The 16,096-nt window shown below is 73.3% G+C and carries 12 protein-coding genes; 6 read left to right on the forward strand and 6 right to left on the reverse strand.

Annotated elements, in window-relative coordinates:
- Window positions 1–271: 271 nt before the first annotated feature.
- The 3 genes from ACIRQY_RS28290 to ACIRQY_RS28300 form a co-directional block, all read right to left on the reverse strand.
- Window positions 272–2,494 (reverse strand): heavy metal translocating P-type ATPase, encoded by a 2,223-nt coding sequence (locus ACIRQY_RS28290; protein ID WP_403930524.1) that lies wholly within the window; start codon window positions 2,492–2,494, stop codon window positions 272–274.
- A 72-nt stretch (window positions 2,495–2,566) separates the two neighbouring features.
- Entirely contained in the window at window positions 2,567–2,791 is a 225-nt protein-coding gene (locus tag ACIRQY_RS28295) for a heavy metal-associated domain-containing protein (protein ID WP_366441165.1), read from the reverse strand.
- Between the two features lie 47 nt (window positions 2,792–2,838).
- A complete protein-coding gene (locus ACIRQY_RS28300) occupies window positions 2,839–3,792 on the reverse strand; it encodes a PrsW family intramembrane metalloprotease (RefSeq protein ID WP_403930527.1) in 954 nt (317 codons plus the stop codon).
- Window positions 3,793–3,856: 64 nt separating this feature from the next.
- Between ACIRQY_RS28300 and ACIRQY_RS28305 the strand changes: the two genes are divergently transcribed.
- The gene (locus tag ACIRQY_RS28305; protein ID WP_351782384.1) at window positions 3,857–5,071 is read left to right on the forward strand and encodes a cation:proton antiporter; all 1,215 of its coding nucleotides are present in this window, start codon (window positions 3,857–3,859) and stop codon (window positions 5,069–5,071) included.
- A 224-nt stretch (window positions 5,072–5,295) separates the two neighbouring features.
- Here ACIRQY_RS28305 and ACIRQY_RS28310 read toward each other — a convergent pair whose 3' ends face one another.
- Window positions 5,296–5,961 carry a TetR/AcrR family transcriptional regulator gene (locus ACIRQY_RS28310; protein WP_403930528.1) on the reverse strand — a complete coding sequence of 222 codons (666 nt, stop codon included), beginning with the start codon at window positions 5,959–5,961 and terminating at the stop codon, window positions 5,296–5,298.
- A gap of 163 nt (window positions 5,962–6,124) precedes the next feature.
- Here ACIRQY_RS28310 and ACIRQY_RS28315 point away from each other — a divergent pair, with 163 nt between their 5' ends.
- Window positions 6,125–8,401: an MMPL family transporter gene (locus ACIRQY_RS28315; RefSeq protein WP_403930530.1), complete on the forward strand. Its 2,277-nt coding sequence runs from the start codon at window positions 6,125–6,127 to the stop codon at window positions 8,399–8,401.
- Between the two features lie 115 nt (window positions 8,402–8,516).
- Here ACIRQY_RS28315 and ACIRQY_RS28320 read toward each other — a convergent pair whose 3' ends face one another.
- Window positions 8,517–8,714, reverse strand: a complete 198-nt coding sequence (locus ACIRQY_RS28320) for a MarR family transcriptional regulator (protein ID WP_351782377.1) — start codon at window positions 8,712–8,714, stop codon at window positions 8,517–8,519.
- Window positions 8,715–9,154: 440 nt separating this feature from the next.
- The gene (locus ACIRQY_RS28325; RefSeq protein ID WP_403930531.1) at window positions 9,155–10,072 is read right to left on the reverse strand and encodes a sugar phosphate isomerase/epimerase family protein; all 918 of its coding nucleotides are present in this window, start codon (window positions 10,070–10,072) and stop codon (window positions 9,155–9,157) included.
- Between the two features lie 177 nt (window positions 10,073–10,249).
- Between ACIRQY_RS28325 and iolC the strand changes: the two genes are divergently transcribed.
- The 4 genes from iolC to mmsA all read left to right on the forward strand — a co-directional run bounded on the left by iolC (window position 10,250) and on the right by mmsA (window position 16,067).
- Window positions 10,250–11,545 (forward strand): 5-dehydro-2-deoxygluconokinase, encoded by a 1,296-nt coding sequence (iolC, locus tag ACIRQY_RS28330; RefSeq protein WP_403930532.1) that lies wholly within the window; start codon window positions 10,250–10,252, stop codon window positions 11,543–11,545.
- Window positions 11,546–11,884: 339 nt separating this feature from the next.
- Window positions 11,885–12,685 carry a 5-deoxy-glucuronate isomerase gene (iolB, locus tag ACIRQY_RS28335; RefSeq protein ID WP_403930560.1) on the forward strand — a complete coding sequence of 267 codons (801 nt, stop codon included), beginning with the start codon at window positions 11,885–11,887 and terminating at the stop codon, window positions 12,683–12,685.
- Complete coding sequence (iolD, locus tag ACIRQY_RS28340; protein WP_403930533.1) at window positions 12,682–14,541, forward strand: 3D-(3,5/4)-trihydroxycyclohexane-1,2-dione acylhydrolase (decyclizing); 1,860 nt, start codon at window positions 12,682–12,684, stop codon at window positions 14,539–14,541. Before iolB ends, iolD begins: the two co-directional genes overlap by 4 nt.
- A gap of 14 nt (window positions 14,542–14,555) precedes the next feature.
- Window positions 14,556–16,067, forward strand: a complete 1,512-nt coding sequence (gene mmsA / locus ACIRQY_RS28345) for a CoA-acylating methylmalonate-semialdehyde dehydrogenase (protein ID WP_403930535.1) — start codon at window positions 14,556–14,558, stop codon at window positions 16,065–16,067.
- The last annotated feature ends 29 nt before the right edge of the window (window positions 16,068–16,096 follow it).

Below are 16,096 nucleotides of genomic sequence, written 5' to 3' on the forward strand. Positions count from 1 at the left end.
CCGGGCGTCTGCGTGTGAGCAGAGGCTACGCGGGTCGGGCGCGACGCGGTCTGCCGGGGTACGTACGGGAGGGCCGCTCAAAGCTCCCCGGTGCACGTGCCCCGGCCAACAGCTTGCCTGTGGGACATCCCCCAAGACGTCCCACCGAACGTCCCCCAAGACGTTCTTCGGCATCGCCCACTTAGACTCGCGAACAGCCCAGATGGTTACCCCCCAATATCTGTGATCTAGGTCTCGTTGTGAAGGTCCTGTGCGTCACACGTAGGTGAAATCACATGAACCGGCGCAGCCGCAGGCTGTTGGAGACGACGAAGACGGACGAAAAGGCCATGGCGAGGCCCGCGATCATCGGGTTGAGCAGTCCGGCCGCGGCGAGCGGCAGCGCCGCCACGTTGTAGCCGAAGGCCCAGCCGAGGTTGCCCTTGATGGTGGCGAGGGTCCGGCGGGAGAGCCGGATCGCGTCGGCCGCGACCCGCAGGTCCCCCCGTACCAGGGTCAGGTCGCTCGCCTCGATGGCCGCGTCGGTGCCCGTTCCCATGGCCAGGCCCAGGTCGGCGGTGGCGAGGGCCGCCGCGTCGTTGACCCCGTCGCCGACCATGGCGACGGTCCGGCCCTCCTCCTGGAGCCGCCGGACCACCCCGGCCTTCTCCTCGGGCAGGACCTCCGCGATCACCTCGTCGATGCCGACCTCGGCGGCCACGGCCTCGGCCGCCGCCCGGTGGTCGCCGGTGAGCAGCACCGGGCGCAGTCCGAGCGCGCGCAGCCGGGTGACCGCCTCGGCGCTGGTGTCCTTGACGGTGTCGGCGACGGTCAGGGTGCCCCGGGCGATCCCGTCCCAGGCGACGTGGACGGCGCCGGGGCCGGTCTCCGCCGGGACCTCGACGCCCTCGGCGGTGAGCAGGGCGGCGCGTCCGACGAGGACGAGACGGCCGTCGACGGAGCCCCGGACGCCGAGCCCGGGGACGTTCTCGAAGGTCTTGGGGGTCGGCAGGGGGCCGAGGCGCTCGGCGGCCCCGGCGGCGACGGCGCGGGCCACCGGGTGCTCCGAGGCGTCTTCGAGGGCCCCGGCGAGACGCAGGAGGGTGTTCTCGTCGGTGCCCGCGTCCTCGTACACGTGGACGTCCGTCAGGGACATCCGGCCGGTGGTGACGGTGCCGGTCTTGTCGAGGACGATCGTGTCGACGCGGCGGGTGGACTCCAGGACTTCGGGGCCCTTGATGAGGATGCCGAGCTGGGCGCCCCGGCCGGTGCCCACGAGGAGGGCGGTGGGGGTGGCGAGGCCGAGGGCGCAGGGGCAGGCGATGATCAGGACGGCGACGGCGGCGGTGAAGGCGGCCGTGGGGTCGTCGGTGACGAGCAGCCAGGTGACGAGGGTGCCCAGGGCGATGAGCAGGACGACGGGGACGAAGACGGCGGAGATGCGGTCGGCGAGCCGCTGGACCTCGGCCTTGCCGTTCTGGGCGTCCTCGACGAGTTTCGCCATCCGGGCGAGCCGGGTGTCGGCGCCGACGCGGGTGGCGCGGACGACGAGCCGGCCGGAGACGTTGACGCAGCCGCCGGTGACGGTGTCGCCGTCGGTGACGTCGAGGGGCAGGGACTCACCGGTGAGGAGGGAGGCGTCGACGGCGGAGGAGCCTTCGGCGACGGTGCCGTCGGTGGCGATCTTCTCCCCGGGGCGTACGACGAAGAGGTCGCCGGTGCGCAGCTCGGTGACCGGTACGCGTACCTCGGTGCCGTCGCGGAGGACGGCGACGTCCTTGGCGCCGAGTTCCATCAGGGCCCGCAGCGCCGCGCCCGCCTTGCGCTTGGCGCGGGCCTCCAGATAGCGGCCGAGCAGGATGAAGGTGATGACGCCCGCGGCGACCTCCAGGTAGATCGCGGAGGAGCCGGTGGAGTGGTCGACGGTGAGGTCGAAGCCGTGCCGCATCCCGGGCTCGCCCGCGTCGCCGAGGAAGAGGGCCCAGAGGGACCAGCCGAAGGCGGCGAGGGTGCCGATGGAGACCAGGGTGTCCATGGTGGCGGCGCCGTGCCGGAGGTTGGTCCAGGTGGCCCGGTGGAAGGGCAGTCCGCCCCAGACGACGACGGGGGCGGCGAGGGTCAGGGAGAGCCACTGCCAGTTGTCGAACTGGAGCGCGGGGACCATGGCGAGGAGGACGACGGGGGCGGAGAGGAGCGCGGAGACGGTGAGGCGCTGCCGGAGGGCGGCGAGCTCGGGGTCCCGCGCGGCCGCGTCGGCGGACCCGGCCTCGGGCCCGGCGGTGGGCGCGGGCTCCGGCGGCGCGGGTTCCTCGGCGGTGTAGCCGGTCTTCTCGACGGTGGCGATCAGCTCGTCGACCCCGATGTCCGGCGGGTGCTCGACGTGGGCCTTCTCGGTGGCGTAGTTGACCGTGGCGGTCACCCCGTCCATCCGGTTGAGCTTCTTCTCGACGCGGGCGGCGCAGGAGGCACAGGTCATGCCGCCGATCGTCAGCTCGGTGGTCGTGGACGTCGTCATGAGCGATTCCCAACGGGAGCGGGGCCGTACCCGGTGACGGTACGGCCCCGGGGGGACGGCGGTGGCGCCGGGTCAGACCAGCTCGTACCCGGCCTCGTCGACGGCGGCGCGGACGGCCTCGACGTCGAGCGGGGCGACGGACACGACGGTGACCTCGCCGGTGGCGGCGACGGCGGTGACGGAGGAGACGCCCGGCAGCGCGGAGATCTCACCGGTGACGGCGCCTTCGCAGTGGCCGCAGGTCATGCCCTTGACCTGGTAGGCGGTGGTCAGCTCGGTCTGCGTCTCTGCGGACATCGGGATCTCCTCATGGGTTCAGGTCCGTACATCACCAGATTATACCCCTAGGGGGTATAAATTCCACCAGAGTCCCGTTCGGAGCGTGCCAGTGATCTCAGCCAGAGGAGCCCGGCCAGGGTCACCAGGACGAGACCGCCCACCGAGAACAGGGTGAAGAGGTGTTCCTGCTGGGCCGTGGGCCGGGGGATGTACCCCTGTGCGAAGAGCGAGCGGTCCAGGCTGGTGGTGGTCAGCTGGAGCACCAGCCAGAGCGCGATGCCGTGCATCGAGTCCCAGAGCGCGTGCAGCGCCGCCACGCCGAGGTACGTGCCGACGACCGGGCCAGTGAAGCGGAAACGGCCGTCGGGGCGGCGGTAGGCCAGCAGGACGCCGCCCGCGATGGCCGTCCACAGGCCGTGCCCGAAGGGGGCGAGCAGCCCGCGCAGGATCTCCGTCTCCAGGAGCGAGCGCAGGTCGATGCCTTCCATGGTGACGGCGGCGTTGAACGCGTACCCGGCGCTCTCGAAGGCGGCGAAGCCGAAGCCGACCGCGCCGCCGAGCACGAGCCCGGCACGGACGCCCCGCACTCCGGGGCGGCGGCGCAGCACGAACATCAGCGCCGCCAGCTTCACGGCCTCCTCGATCAGGCCCACCCCGACGAACATCCACAGGGACGGGTGGAGCAGGTAGTACTCCATGACCGAGGCGCCCAGCACCCCCAGGACGCCGCCGGTGACGCAGCACCCCAGGATCACCGGCACCCCGAGGTCCCGGCCGTGCCGCTCGTACGCCCAGAGCACGAAGACTGCCGGGACCAGGAAACTGCCGAGCAGGATGAGGGTGGGGAGAAGCGTGGTGTTCTCGGTGACGTAGGTGACGACCGCCGTCAGCACCCAGAGCGCCAGGCCGCCCCAGAGGCAGCGCTTCCACAGGCCGGGACGCGGTGGCGGGACGGGCGGCGCCGCCGGGGGCGGCGGCACGGGTGCCGGTGTGCGTGTGCCGGGCGGGTAGTCGTGCACGGGAAATCCTCCAAGTCCCTCCGCCTGCGGTCCGTATGACCGGAGCCTATGGTAAACACCCGATATGTCGCATTCGGGGATCACGCTCGTCCTGATCATGACGATCGCCGTCCTGGCGCCGCTGCTCGCCTACGGGGTCAGCCGCAGGCTCCCCGTCCCCCTCGTCATCTTCGAGATCCTGCTCGGCATCCTCGTCGGCCCCGCCGTCCTCGACTGGGCCCGCCCGAGCGAACTCGTCGACGGCCTCTCGGAACTCGGCCTCACCATGCTGATCTTCCTCGCGGGGTACGAGATCGAGTTCGACAAGGTGCGGGGCGACACCCTCCGGCGCGCCCTCTGGGCCTGGGCCGCCACCCTCGTCCTCGGGCTCACCGCCGGCATCCTGCTCGGCGGCGGCTGGACCAAGGGCGTCTTCATCGGGGTCGCGCTCACCAGCACCGCGCTCGGCACCGTCCTGCCCGTGCTGCGGGACGCGGGCGACCTCCACGGGCGGTTCGGCACCGTCGTCATGGCCTTCGGCGCGGTCGGCGAGTTCGGCCCGATCATCGCGATGGCGCTGCTGCTCAGCGGGCGCGGCGCGGGGGAGTCGACCGTGCTCCTCGCGGTCTTCGCCGCGCTCACCGCGGGGGCGGTGCTGTGGGCGCTGCGGCCCCGCCCGCCGTGGTTCTCCCGGGTGATCGCCAGGACCCTGCACAGCAGCGGCCAGTTCGCCGTGCGGTTCGTCTTCCTGCTGCTCGCCCTGATGCTGGGCGCCTCGGAGGCCCTCGGCCTCGACGTGCTGCTCGGCGCCTTCGCGGCGGGCCTCGTCACCCGGCTCGTGCTGGCCGGGGCGGCGCCCGCGTACGGGCCGCAGATCCTGGAGAAGGTCGAGGCGGTCGGCTTCGGCTTCCTCGTGCCCGTCTTCTTCGTCGTCACCGGGATCGAGTTCGATCTCGACTCGCTGCTCGACGGCGGCCGGAGCCTGCTCCTGCTGCCGGTCTTCCTGCTGCTGTTCCTCGTGGTGCGCGGCGGGCCGATCTGGTTCCTGGCCCCGCGCGACCTCGGCCGGAAGGACCGCGGCGGGCTCGTCCTGTACGGCTCCACCGCGCTGCCGCTCGTCGTCGCCATCACCACCATCGGGGTGGACGACGGGGCGATGACGGCGGGTGAGGCGGCGGCGCTGGTCGGCGCGGGAATGCTCTCGGTGCTCTTCTTCCCGCTGCTCGCCCTGAAGGCGCGGGCGGAGGCGGGGAAGAAGACGCTGCCCGCCGAGCGGGGCGGGGGCTCGGAGGCGTGGTGAGGATGTCTGTGCGGGGGTGTGGTGAGGCTGTCCGCGCCTGGCGGGTGGTGAGGCCGTCCGTGCCGGGGTGAGTGGCGAGCGGGGCCGTTTCCCCGTGGGTGCGGGTGTCTTCGGCCGGGTGGGCGGTGGGCGCGGCCTTTTCCGTCGGGCCGGGTGGCGGGTCGGGTCTCCTCCGTGATCTTTCTCCGCCGGGCCGGCCCGGCGCCGCGCCCGCCTTCGCCGGTTCAGGTCGTGGGCGAGACTCCGGCCACCGGGGCCAGATAGCGCAGGAGGACCTTCTTCAGCTCGGCGATCGTCGCGTCCCGCTCGGGGCCCTCGGGGGCGGCGAGGACCAGCGCCAGGCCGCCCTTGACCACGGAGAAGGCCATCGCGGCGATCCTGGTCTGCTCGTCCACGGGCAGCCCGGGGGCCTTGTGGGCGATGAACTCGCGGGCGCGGGAGAGCAGCGAGTCGTGCAGCTCGTCGTGCTCCTCGGCGATGCGGCCCGGGACCTCGGAGCCGTGCATCAGGGCGAGGAAGGCCGGGTTGGCGCAGTTGAACTCGACCATGGGGTCGATCACCGCGTCGATCAGCGCGGGCAGCGGCAGGTCGAGGTTCTCCGGGGTGAACGCCTGGCCGTGGGCCTCGCGCATCCGGTGCAGGAGGACCCCGCCCAGCTCGATCGCGATGGCTTCCTTGTTCGGGAAGTACTGGTAGAGCGTGCCGGGCGAGACCCGGGCCTCACGGGCGATGGCGTTGGTGCTGGTCGCCGTGTAGCCGTTGGCGCAGAAGGCGTTCGCGGCGGCCTGGAGCAACTGGGCGATGCGGCGCTCGCCGCGTGCCTGGCGGCGGCGCGGTCGCGGTTCTCCGGAGCTGTCCCCGGACAGTTCGTCGGGCACGTCCTCGGACATGGCTGTCCCCAGCTTTCCTCAACGCGATTGACAAACACGAGTGGTCGCTCGCATTCTTGGAGAACGCGAGCGGTCGCTCGTGTTTGCCAGTCTATGGCAACGGGTGACCTGTGTGACCTGCCCGGAAGCGAGCACACGGGTCAGGTGAAGGGGACACCTCGTCATGGCCGAAGTCAAGAAAACAGCGCGCGGGGGCGGGCCGCCGCAGGGCCCGGAGGCCGGGGGATGGACGAGGTTCGTCACCGTACGCCCACGGCTCACGCTCCTGGTGGCCCTCGTCCTCACGGCCCTCGCCGTCCTCGCGGGCAGCGGCGTCGCCGACCGGATGGGCAGCGGGGGCTGGGAGGACCCGGCCGCCGAATCCACCTACGCGACCGGGGTCCTGGAGCACCGCTTCCCCGGCTCCCAGCCCAATCTGCTGCTCCTCGTGGACACCGGAACCGGCGGCGTCGACGCCCCGGCCGCCGCCGCCGAGGCCCGTCGGCTCGCCGAGCGGCTCGACGCCGAGCCGGGCGTCGAAGGAGTCGGCTCCTACTGGTCCACCGGCTCGCCCGCCCTCCGCTCCGAGGACGGCCGGAAGGCCGTGATCGCCGCCAGGATCGGCGGCGAGGAGAAGGCCGCCGCCGCCGTCCTCGACCGGATCGCCCCCTCCTACCGGGGCACCCACGGGCCGGTCGAGGTCTCCCTCGGCGGCGGGCTCGCGGTCCGCCACGAGATGCAGCAGACCATCGAGGAGGACCTGCTGCGGGCCGAGCTCATCGCCCTGCCGCTCACCCTCGTCCTGCTCGTCATGGTCTTCGGCAGCGCCGTCGCCGCCCTCCTCCCGCTCGGCGTCGGCATCGTCGCCATCCTGGGGGCCAACGCCGTCCTGCGCGGCATCACCGAGTTCACCGACGTCTCCGTCTTCGCGCAGAACCTGACGACCGCCCTCGGTCTCGGACTCGCCATCGACTACGCCCTGTTCATCGTCCGCCGCCACCGCGAGGAACTGGCCACGGGCGCCGACCCGCGCACCGCCGTCCGCACCACCCTGCGCACCGCGGGACGCACCGTCCTCTTCTCCGCCCTGACCGTCGCCGCCTCGCTCTCCGCGATGCTCGTCTTCCCGCAGTACTTCCTGCGCTCCTTCGCGTACGCGGGGATCGCGGTCGTCCTGCTCGCGGCGGTCGCGGCGCTCGCCCTGCTCCCGGCGGCCCTGGTGCTGCTCGGCGACCGGGTGAACGCACTGGACCTGCGGCGCCTCCTGCGCCGGGGCCGGGCGCCCCGCCCGGACGCCCCCGGGCGGGGCGCGGAGGGCGCGGGCTGGGCGCGGGCCGCCGCGCTCGTGATGCGCAGGGCGCCGGTCTTCGCCGTCCTCACCACCGCCGGACTCGTCCTGCTCGGACTGCCCTTCCTCGGCGTGAAGTTCGGCACTGCCGACGACCGCCAGCTCCCCACCACCGCCTCCTCCCGGATCGTCCAGGACGAACTGCGGCACGGCTTCCCGGGGAACCCGGGCGGCGGACTCACCGTCCTCGCCGAGGGCCCGGCCACCCCCGCGCAGTACACCGCCTACCGCGACCGGATCGCCGCCCTCGACGGGGTCGCGCGGGCCGAGGGACCCGTCACGGCGGGCCCGGGACACGCCTTCTTCACCGTCGTGCCCGAAGGGGAGGGCGTCGGGGCCGGGGCCCAGCGGACCGTGGCCGAACTGCGCGCCGCGTCCGCCCCGTTCGACACCTCCGTGACCGGACAGGCCGCCGTCCTCGTCGACTCCAAGGACGCCCTGGCCGAGCGGCTGCCCTGGGCGGCGGGCATCATCGTGGTCGTCACCCTGCTGCTGGTCTTCCTGCTCACCGGCAGCGTCCTCGTCCCCGTCCAGGCCGTCTTCCTCAACGCGCTCAGCCTCACCGCGATGTTCGGCGCGGTCGTCTGGGTCTTCCAGGACGGACACCTCGCCGGACTCCTCGGCTTCACCCCGACCGGCGACATAGAGACCACCCTGCCCGTCCTCATGTTCTGCGTCGCCTTCGGACTCTCCATGGACTACGGGGTGTTCCTGCTCTCCCGCATCAAGGAGGAGTACGACGCCACCGGGGACCACGAGCACTCCATCCGCTTCGGACTGAGCCGCACCGGCGGGCTCATCACCGCCGCCGCCGTCATCCTCGCCGTCGTCATGGTCGCGATAGGAACCTCCCGGGTCACCAACACCAAGATGCTCGGCCTCGGCGTGGCCCTCGCCGTCCTCATGGACGCCACGGTGGTCCGCGGCCTCCTCGTCCCCTCCGTCATGAAGCTCACCGGCCGCCTCACCTGGTGGGCCCCCGGCCCCCTGCGCCGCTTCCACGACCGCTTCGGCATCAGCGAGTCGGACCACCCGGTGGCCCCGGCCGCCCCGGCACCGGACGGCGTGCAGACGCCCGGGGAGCGGCGCGAGATGACGGCCCTGCGCTCCTGACCGGCCCCGCCGCCCCCGCCTCCTCCGCGCCCCCGGTCCCGACGGGCCGTACGCGCGGAGGTGCCGGGCCCGGGACGGGGGTCCGGGCCCGGCACCGGGCGGGGAGGGCGTCAGGTCAGTCGCGGCGGCCCCGGTTGCCGGGGCGGCTGGCGACCCAGGAGCGGATCGTGTCCGCGTACCAGTAGGGCTTGCCCGACTCGACGAGGTCGGGAGCGGGAAGGAGCCCGTGCTTCCGGTAAGAGCGGACCGTGTCCGGCTGCACCCGGATGTGTGCGGCGATGTCCTTGTACGACCAGAGCCTTCTGTCCGTCATGCCTGGTACCTCCCTGCGCGCCGCGCAGCGGCGGCGGGGGTGCCGTTCGGAGGCGCTGCGGGCGTGCGTTGGCGATCACTGAGCCTGTGCCCCCTGCAACGGTTCCCCCGGCAGGAGGGGCCCGGCTGTAGGGCGTCTGTGACGGAAGACCCGCGTAATGGAGACATGTGTGACGAAGAGCGGACGCGCGTGACGGAAAAGGAGCAACCGGACCCCGGCGTGTCCGTGTGCCCGGCCGGGGTCCGGGAGGTAGGGGACCAGGACGGACCGGCGAGCGGGGGAGCGGCTCCCGCCGGGCGGGCCCGCCCGGCCGGCTCGTCCACCGGGCGGCGCGCGGCGGGACCGCCCGCCGAGGGGCGCGGGGCCGGGCCGTCCGTCGGGTGGCGTCAGGCCGGGCCCGGTGCGCCGTCAGGTGTCGCGGAACGGGGCCCGGTCGGGTGTCATACCCCGCAGGAGCGCAGGAAGTCCCGGGTGCGCAGGGCGATCGGATAGGGGGCGTCGGGCTCGCAGGGGTACATGTCCTGTTCGACGATCGCGAACAGGTCGACGTCCAGGGCGGCCGCGGCGGCGAGCACCGGTTCCAGGGCGGGCACCCCGGACGGCGGCTCGCACATCACGCCCCGGGCCACCGCGGGGCCGAACGGCACCCCCTCCGCCACCACCCCGGCCAGGACCTCCGGATCCACCTGCTTGAGGTGCAGATAGCCGATCCGCTCGCCGTAGGTCTCGATCAGCTTGACGCTGTCGCCGCCCGCGTAGGCGTAGTGCCCGGTGTCCAGGCAGAGCGCGACCGCGTCCGGGTCGGTGGCGTCGAGGAACCGGCTCACGCTCTCCTCGCCGTCGAGATGGGTGTCGGCGTGCGGATGGACCACGATCCGCAGCCCGTACCGCTCGCGGACCTCCCGGCCCAGCCGCTCGGTGAGCCGGGTCAGGTCCCGCCACTGGCCCGCCGTGAGCGTCCGGTCCTCCAGCACCTCGCCGGTGCGGTCGTCCCGCCAGAACGACGGGATGACCACCAGATGGCCCGCGCCGACGGCCTGTGCGAGGGCGGCGTTCTCGGCGACGTGCGCCCACGTCCGCTCCCAGACGTCCGGCCCGTGGTGGAGCCCGGTGAAGACCGTTCCCGCCGAGACCCGCAGACCGCGCCGCGCGGTCTCCTCGGCCAGGACGGCCGGATCGGTCGGCAGATAGCCGTACGGGCCCAGTTCGATCCACCCGTACCCCGCGCCGGACACCTCGTCGAGGAAACGCTGCCAGGGCACCTGGCGGGGATCGTCGGAGAACCACACCCCCCAGGAGTCCGGGGCGGATCCGATCCGGATGCGGGACGGCGACGGCTGCGGGGACGGCTTCGTCATGTCCGCCACCTTGACCGGGGCCCGTGAGCACCGTCAAGGAGGCGGACCCGGTCCGTCACGTCGTCCGAATGTCCGGACATATCGTTGACACACCTCCCGGCGGACGGCTAGACCTGGGACGGCCGGACCCGGGAGGCCGGACCCGGGACGGGACGCCGGACGCGAGAGGTGGCACGGGTGGAGTCGGAGCCGTACGACCTGATCACCATGGGCCGCCTCGGCGTGGACCTCTACCCGCTCCAGACGGGGGTGGGTCTCGACCGGGCCGAGACCTTCGCCAAGTTCCTCGGCGGTTCCCCGGCCAACGTGGCCGTCGCCGCCGCCCGGCTCGGCCGCCGCACCGCCCTCGTCTCCCGTACCGGGGCCGACCCCTTCGGCGTCTATCTCCACCGGGCACTGCGGGAGTTCGGGGTGGACGACCGCTGGGTGACCGAGGCCGCCGAGTACCCGACGCCCGTCACCTTCTGCGAGCTGTTCCCGCCCGACGACTTCCCGCTGTACTTCTACCGGCGCCCCAAGGCCCCCGATCTGGAGATCCGCGCGGACGCGCTGGACCTCGACGCGATCCGCGCCGCCCGGGTTTTCTGGGCCACCGGCACCGGTCTGTGCGCCGAGCCGAGCCGGACCGCGACCCTCGCGGCGCTGCGGGCCAGATCCGGCCGCGAGGTGACCGTCCTCGACCTGGACTGGCGGCCGATGTTCTGGGCGGACCCGGCGGAGGCCCGGCCCCACTACGCCGAGGCGCTGCGGCACGCCACCGTCGCCGTCGGCAACCTCGACGAGTGCGAGGTGGCGACCGGGGAGCGCGACCCCCGGGCGGCGGCCCGCGCGCTGTTCGACGCGGCGGGCGGGTCACTGAGGCTGGCCGTGGTGAAGCAGGGCCCCGGGGGCGTCCTCGCGCTCGCCGCCGACGGGACCGGCGCGGAGGTCCCGCCGCTGCCGGTGGAGGTCGTCAACGGGCTCGGCGCGGGCGACGCGTTCGGCGGGGCGCTCGTGGACGGGCTGCTGGCCGGTCTGGACGTCGAGACCGTCCTGCGACGGGCCAACGCCGCCGGAGCGATCGTCGCGGGCCGTCTCGCCTGTTCGTCGGCGATGCCGTACGCCCCCGAGATCACCGAGGCGCTGACGACGGGCACGGGCACGCTCCGACGGGACCTGGACCGGGACCGGGACGGGGACCGGGACGGTGGCGGGGTCCGGGACCGGGGCTTGGGCGGGGTCCGGGCCTTGGGCTTGGACCCTGAACCGGACCCTGCCCCGGACCGTGGCTTGGACCCTGACCCAGATCCTCGCGCGGTCGCGGTCGCGGTCGCGGTCGCGGGCCCCGCCACCGCCCCGGGCCCGTTCCCCGAGCGTCCGGTCGTCGGCCGTACGGACCCGGTCACGGCTCCGACGAGCGGGGAGACCCGCACGCCCGGGACACCGGGGACCGGCGCGGAGCCCGGCGCGGGGACGATCGCGGGGAAGGGGTAGGGATCCGCCATGCTTCCTGAGCCGAATACCGAACAAGACGCCGAGCCGACTGCCGAACCGGATCCCGGTCCTGGCCCCGATCCGAGCCCCGGCGCGAGCGCCCGGCCGAGCCGGGCCGCAGGCCCCGGCCCCACCTCTCGGCCGAGCCGCGTACCCGACTCCGGCACCGCCCCGGGACCTGGTCCGCACCCCACCCGCACCGCAGGTCCCGGCCCCGCCGCCGGTCCGGGTCCCGCCTCCGCCCCTGGTCCGAGTGCCGCCCCGGCTCCCGGTCCCGCTCCCGGTCCGAGTGGCGCGCCGGGCCCCGTCCCCGTACCGGCTCACGGGTCGTCCTCCTCGCTGCATCTGCCCGCCGGGACCGCCGCCCGGGGGCCGTACGCCGTCGACATCGATCCCGCGCGGGCCGGATGGGAGTACTCCGCCCTGCGCGTCCTCACCCTCGGGCCTGGCGGGATCCACTCGTTCGAGAGCGGGGATTGCGAATGGGCCGTGCTTCCCCTCTCCGGTGCCTGTAGCGTGCGCGTCGACGGAGAGATCTTCGAACTCCAGGGCCGCGCCGACGTGTTCGACGGAGTGACCGACTTCGTCTACGTACCGCGCGACGCCCACGCCCAGATCGCCTCCGGCGCGGGAGGCCGCTTCGCTTTGGCAGGAGCGAAGTGCGAGCGACGACTCCCCGCCCGCTACGGCCCCGCGCCGGAGGTTCCCGTCGAGACCCGGGGCAGCGGCAACCGCGCCCGCGAGGTGCGGAACTTCGGCTCCGCCGACGCCTTCGTCTGCGACCGGCTCATCGCCGTCGAGGTCGTCACCCCCGGCGGCAACTGGTCCTCCTACCCGCCGCACAAGCACGACGAGCACCGCCCCGGCACCGAGTCCGTCCTCGAAGAGATCTACTACTACGAGATCGAGGGCCCCCACGGCCTCGCCTACCAGCGGATCTCGCCCTCCCGGCCCGGCGGAGCCGACCTCCTCGCCGAAGTCGCCGACGGCGACGTCGTCCTGGTGCCCGACGGCTGGCACGGCCCCTCCGTCGCCCAGCCCGGCCACGCCCTGTACTACCTCAACGTCATGGCGGGCCCCGGCACCGAGCGCGCCTGGCGGATCAGCTTCCACCCGGACCACACCGAGGGATACGCATGACCATCCGGCTGACCGTCGCCCAGGCGCTGATCCGCTTCCTCGCCGCCCAGCACACCGAACGCGACGGTGTCCGGCAGCGCCTGATCACCGCCACCTGGGGCATCTTCGGCCACGGGAACGTCGCCGGGATCGGCCAGGCGCTCATCGAGGACCCCCGGCTCATGCCCTTCCACCAGGGCCGCAACGAGCAGGCCATGGTGCACGCCGCCGTCGGCTACGCCCGCCAGTCCAACCGGCTCTCCGCGCACGCCGTCACCACCTCCATCGGCCCCGGCGCCACCAACCTCGTCACCGGCGCCGCCCTCGCCACCGTCAACCACCTCCCCGTGCTGCTGCTGCCCGGCGACACCTTCGCGGGCCGCCCCGCCGACCCGGTCCTCCAGCAGCTCGAAGTCCCGTACGCGGGAGACGTGTCGGTCAACGACTGCCTCCGCCCCGTCTCGAAGTACTTCGACCGGGTCGGCCGCCCCGAGGCCCTGATCCCCGCCGCCCTCGCCGCCGTCCGGGTCCTCAGCGACCCCGTGGAGACCGGCGCGGTGACGCTCGCGCTGCCCCAGGACGTCCAGGCGGAGGCGTACGACTGGCCGGAGGAGTTCTTCGCCGAACGGATCTGGTACGTCCGCCGCCCCCGCCCCGACACGGCCGAACTCGACGCCGCCGTACGGGAGATCAGGGCAGCCCGGCGCCCGCTGGTGGTCGCCGGGGGAGGGGTGAGGCACAGCCGCGCCGAGGAGGCGCTGCGGATCCTCGCCGAGCGGGCCGACCTGCCCGTCGTCACCACCCAGGCGGGCAAGGGCGTCCTGCCGTACGACCACCGCTGCGAGGCGGGCGGCATCGGCCACACCGGCAGCGCCACCGGCAACGAACTCGCCGCCACCAGCGACCTGGTCATCGGCGTCGGCACCCGCTACACCGACTTCACCACCGCGTCCGGCACCCTCTTCCGGGACGGCACCCGCTTCCTCAACCTCAACATCGCCTCCTTCGACGCCCACAAGCTCGCCGCCCGGCCGCTTGTCGCCGACGCCCGCGAGGGGCTCACCGCCCTCACCGAGGCGCTCGGCGACCACCGCCAGGACCTCGTCCGGTGGACCTCCTCGAAGCGGCGCTGGCAGGAACACGTCGACGCCGCCTACGCGGTCCCCGACGAGAACGCCCGCCCCACCCAGACCCAGGTCCTCGGCGTACTCGACACTCTGGTCGACACCCGCGACATCCTGGTCAACGCGGCCGGATCGCTCCCCGGTGACCTCCACCGGCTGTGGCGGAGCCGCTCGTCCGACCAGTACCACGTCGAATACGGCTACTCCTGCATGGGCTACGAGATCCCCGCCGCCCTCGGAGTCCTGCTCGCCGCGCCCGACCGGCCCGTCTGGGCCCTCGTCGGCGACGGTACGTATCTGATGAATCCCACCGAGATCGTCACCGCCGTGCAGGAACGCCTGCCGCTGCGGCTGATCGTCCTCCAGAACCACGGCTACGCCTCCATCGGCGGGCTCTCCGAGTCCGTCGGGGCCGAGCGGTACGGCACCGACTACCGCCACCGGGACGCCGACGGCGGCTTCACCGGCCCCCCGCTCCCCGTCGATCTCGGCGCCAACGCGGCCTCCCTCGGGATGCGGGTGCTCCGCCCCCACACCGTGTGTGACCTGCGGGAAGCCCTCGCGGAGGCGCGGGCGGCGACGGTTCCCACATGTGTCTACGTCGAGACCGAAACGCCCGACACTGTGTCGGGCCCGCCCCCGGCCCGGGCGTGGTGGGATGTGCCCGTGGCCGAGACCTCGACCCGCCCGTCGGCGATCGAGGCCCGGGAGGAGTACGACCGGCACGTCACCGCCCGACGCCGCCATCTCTGAAGGAGCATTTCGTCATGACGAACACCGTCAAGACCGTCGACCACTGGATCGGTGGCAAGACCGTCGAGGGCACGTCGGGCAACTGGGGCCCGGTCACCGACCCGGCCACCGGCGCCGTGACCACCCGTGTCGCCCTCGCCTCCGTCGAGGAGGTGGACGCCGCCGTCGCCGCCGCCAAGGACGCCTTCGCGACCTGGGGCACCTCCTCGCTCGCCCAGCGCACCTCGATCCTCTTCAAGTTCCGCGCGCTGCTCGACGCCAACCGGGACGCCATCGCCGAGCTGATCGTCGCCGAGCACGGCAAGGTCCACTCCGACGCCCTCGGCGAGGTCGCCCGGGGCCTGGAGATCGTCGACCTGGCCTGCGGCATCACCACCCAGCTCAAGGGCGAGCTCTCCACCCAGGTCGCGAACCGCGTGGACGTGGCCTCGATCCGCCAGCCGGTGGGCGTCGTCGCGGGCATCACGCCCTTCAACTTCCCGGCCATGGTGCCGATGTGGATGTTCCCGATCGCCATCGCGACCGGCAACACCTTCGTCCTCAAGCCGAGCGAGAAGGACCCCTCGACGGCCCTCAAGCTTGCCGAGCTGTTCGCCGAGGCGGGTCTCCCGGACGGCGTCTTCAACGTCCTGAACGGCGACAAGGTCTCCGTGGACCGCCTCCTGGAGCACCCGGACGTCGCCGCGGTCTCCTTCGTCGGCTCGACCCCGATCGCCCGCCACATCCACACCACGGCCTCCGCCAACGGCAAGCGCGTCCAGGCGCTCGGCGGCGCGAAGAACCACATGCTGGTCCTCCCGGACGCCGACCTCGACGCGGCGGCCGACGCGGCCGTCTCGGCGGCGTACGGCTCCGCCGGCGAGCGCTGCATGGCGATCTCCGCGGTCGTCGCGGTCGGCTCCATCGGCGACGAACTGGTGGGCAAGATCCGCGAGCGCGCCGAGAAGATCAAGATCGGCCCCGGCAACGACCCCACCTCCGAGATGGGCCCGCTCATCACGGCCGTCCACCGCGACAAGGTCGCCTCCTACGTGACCGGCGCGGCGGCCGAGGGCTGCGAGGTCGTCCTCGACGGCACCGGCTACACCGTCGAGGGCCACGAGAACGGTCACTGGATCGGCCTCTCCCTCCTGGACCACGTGCCGACCACGGCCGCCGCCTACCAGGACGAGATCTTCGGCCCGGTGCTCTGCGTGCTGCGCGCCGACACCTACGAGGAGGGCCTCGCCCTCATCAACGCCTCGCGGTTCGGCAACGGCACCGCGATCTTCACCCGTGACGGCGGCGCCGCCCGCCGCTTCCAGCTGGAGGTCGAGGCGGGCATGGTCGGCGTGAACGTGCCGATCCCGGTCCCCGTCGGCTACCACTCGTTCGGTGGCTGGAAGGACTCGCTCTTCGGCGACCACCACATCTACGGCCCCGACGGCGTCCACTTCTACACCCGCGGCAAGGTCGTCACCACCCGCTGGCCGGACCCCTCCGACGCCCCGTCGGGCGTCGACCTGGGCTTCCCCCGCAACCACTGATCGACCCCGATCGGACCCGGGCCCCCGAG

This window comes from Streptomyces sp. NPDC101490, assembly GCF_044767145.1.
In the GTDB taxonomy this organism is placed as follows: domain Bacteria; phylum Actinomycetota; class Actinomycetes; order Streptomycetales; family Streptomycetaceae; genus Streptomyces.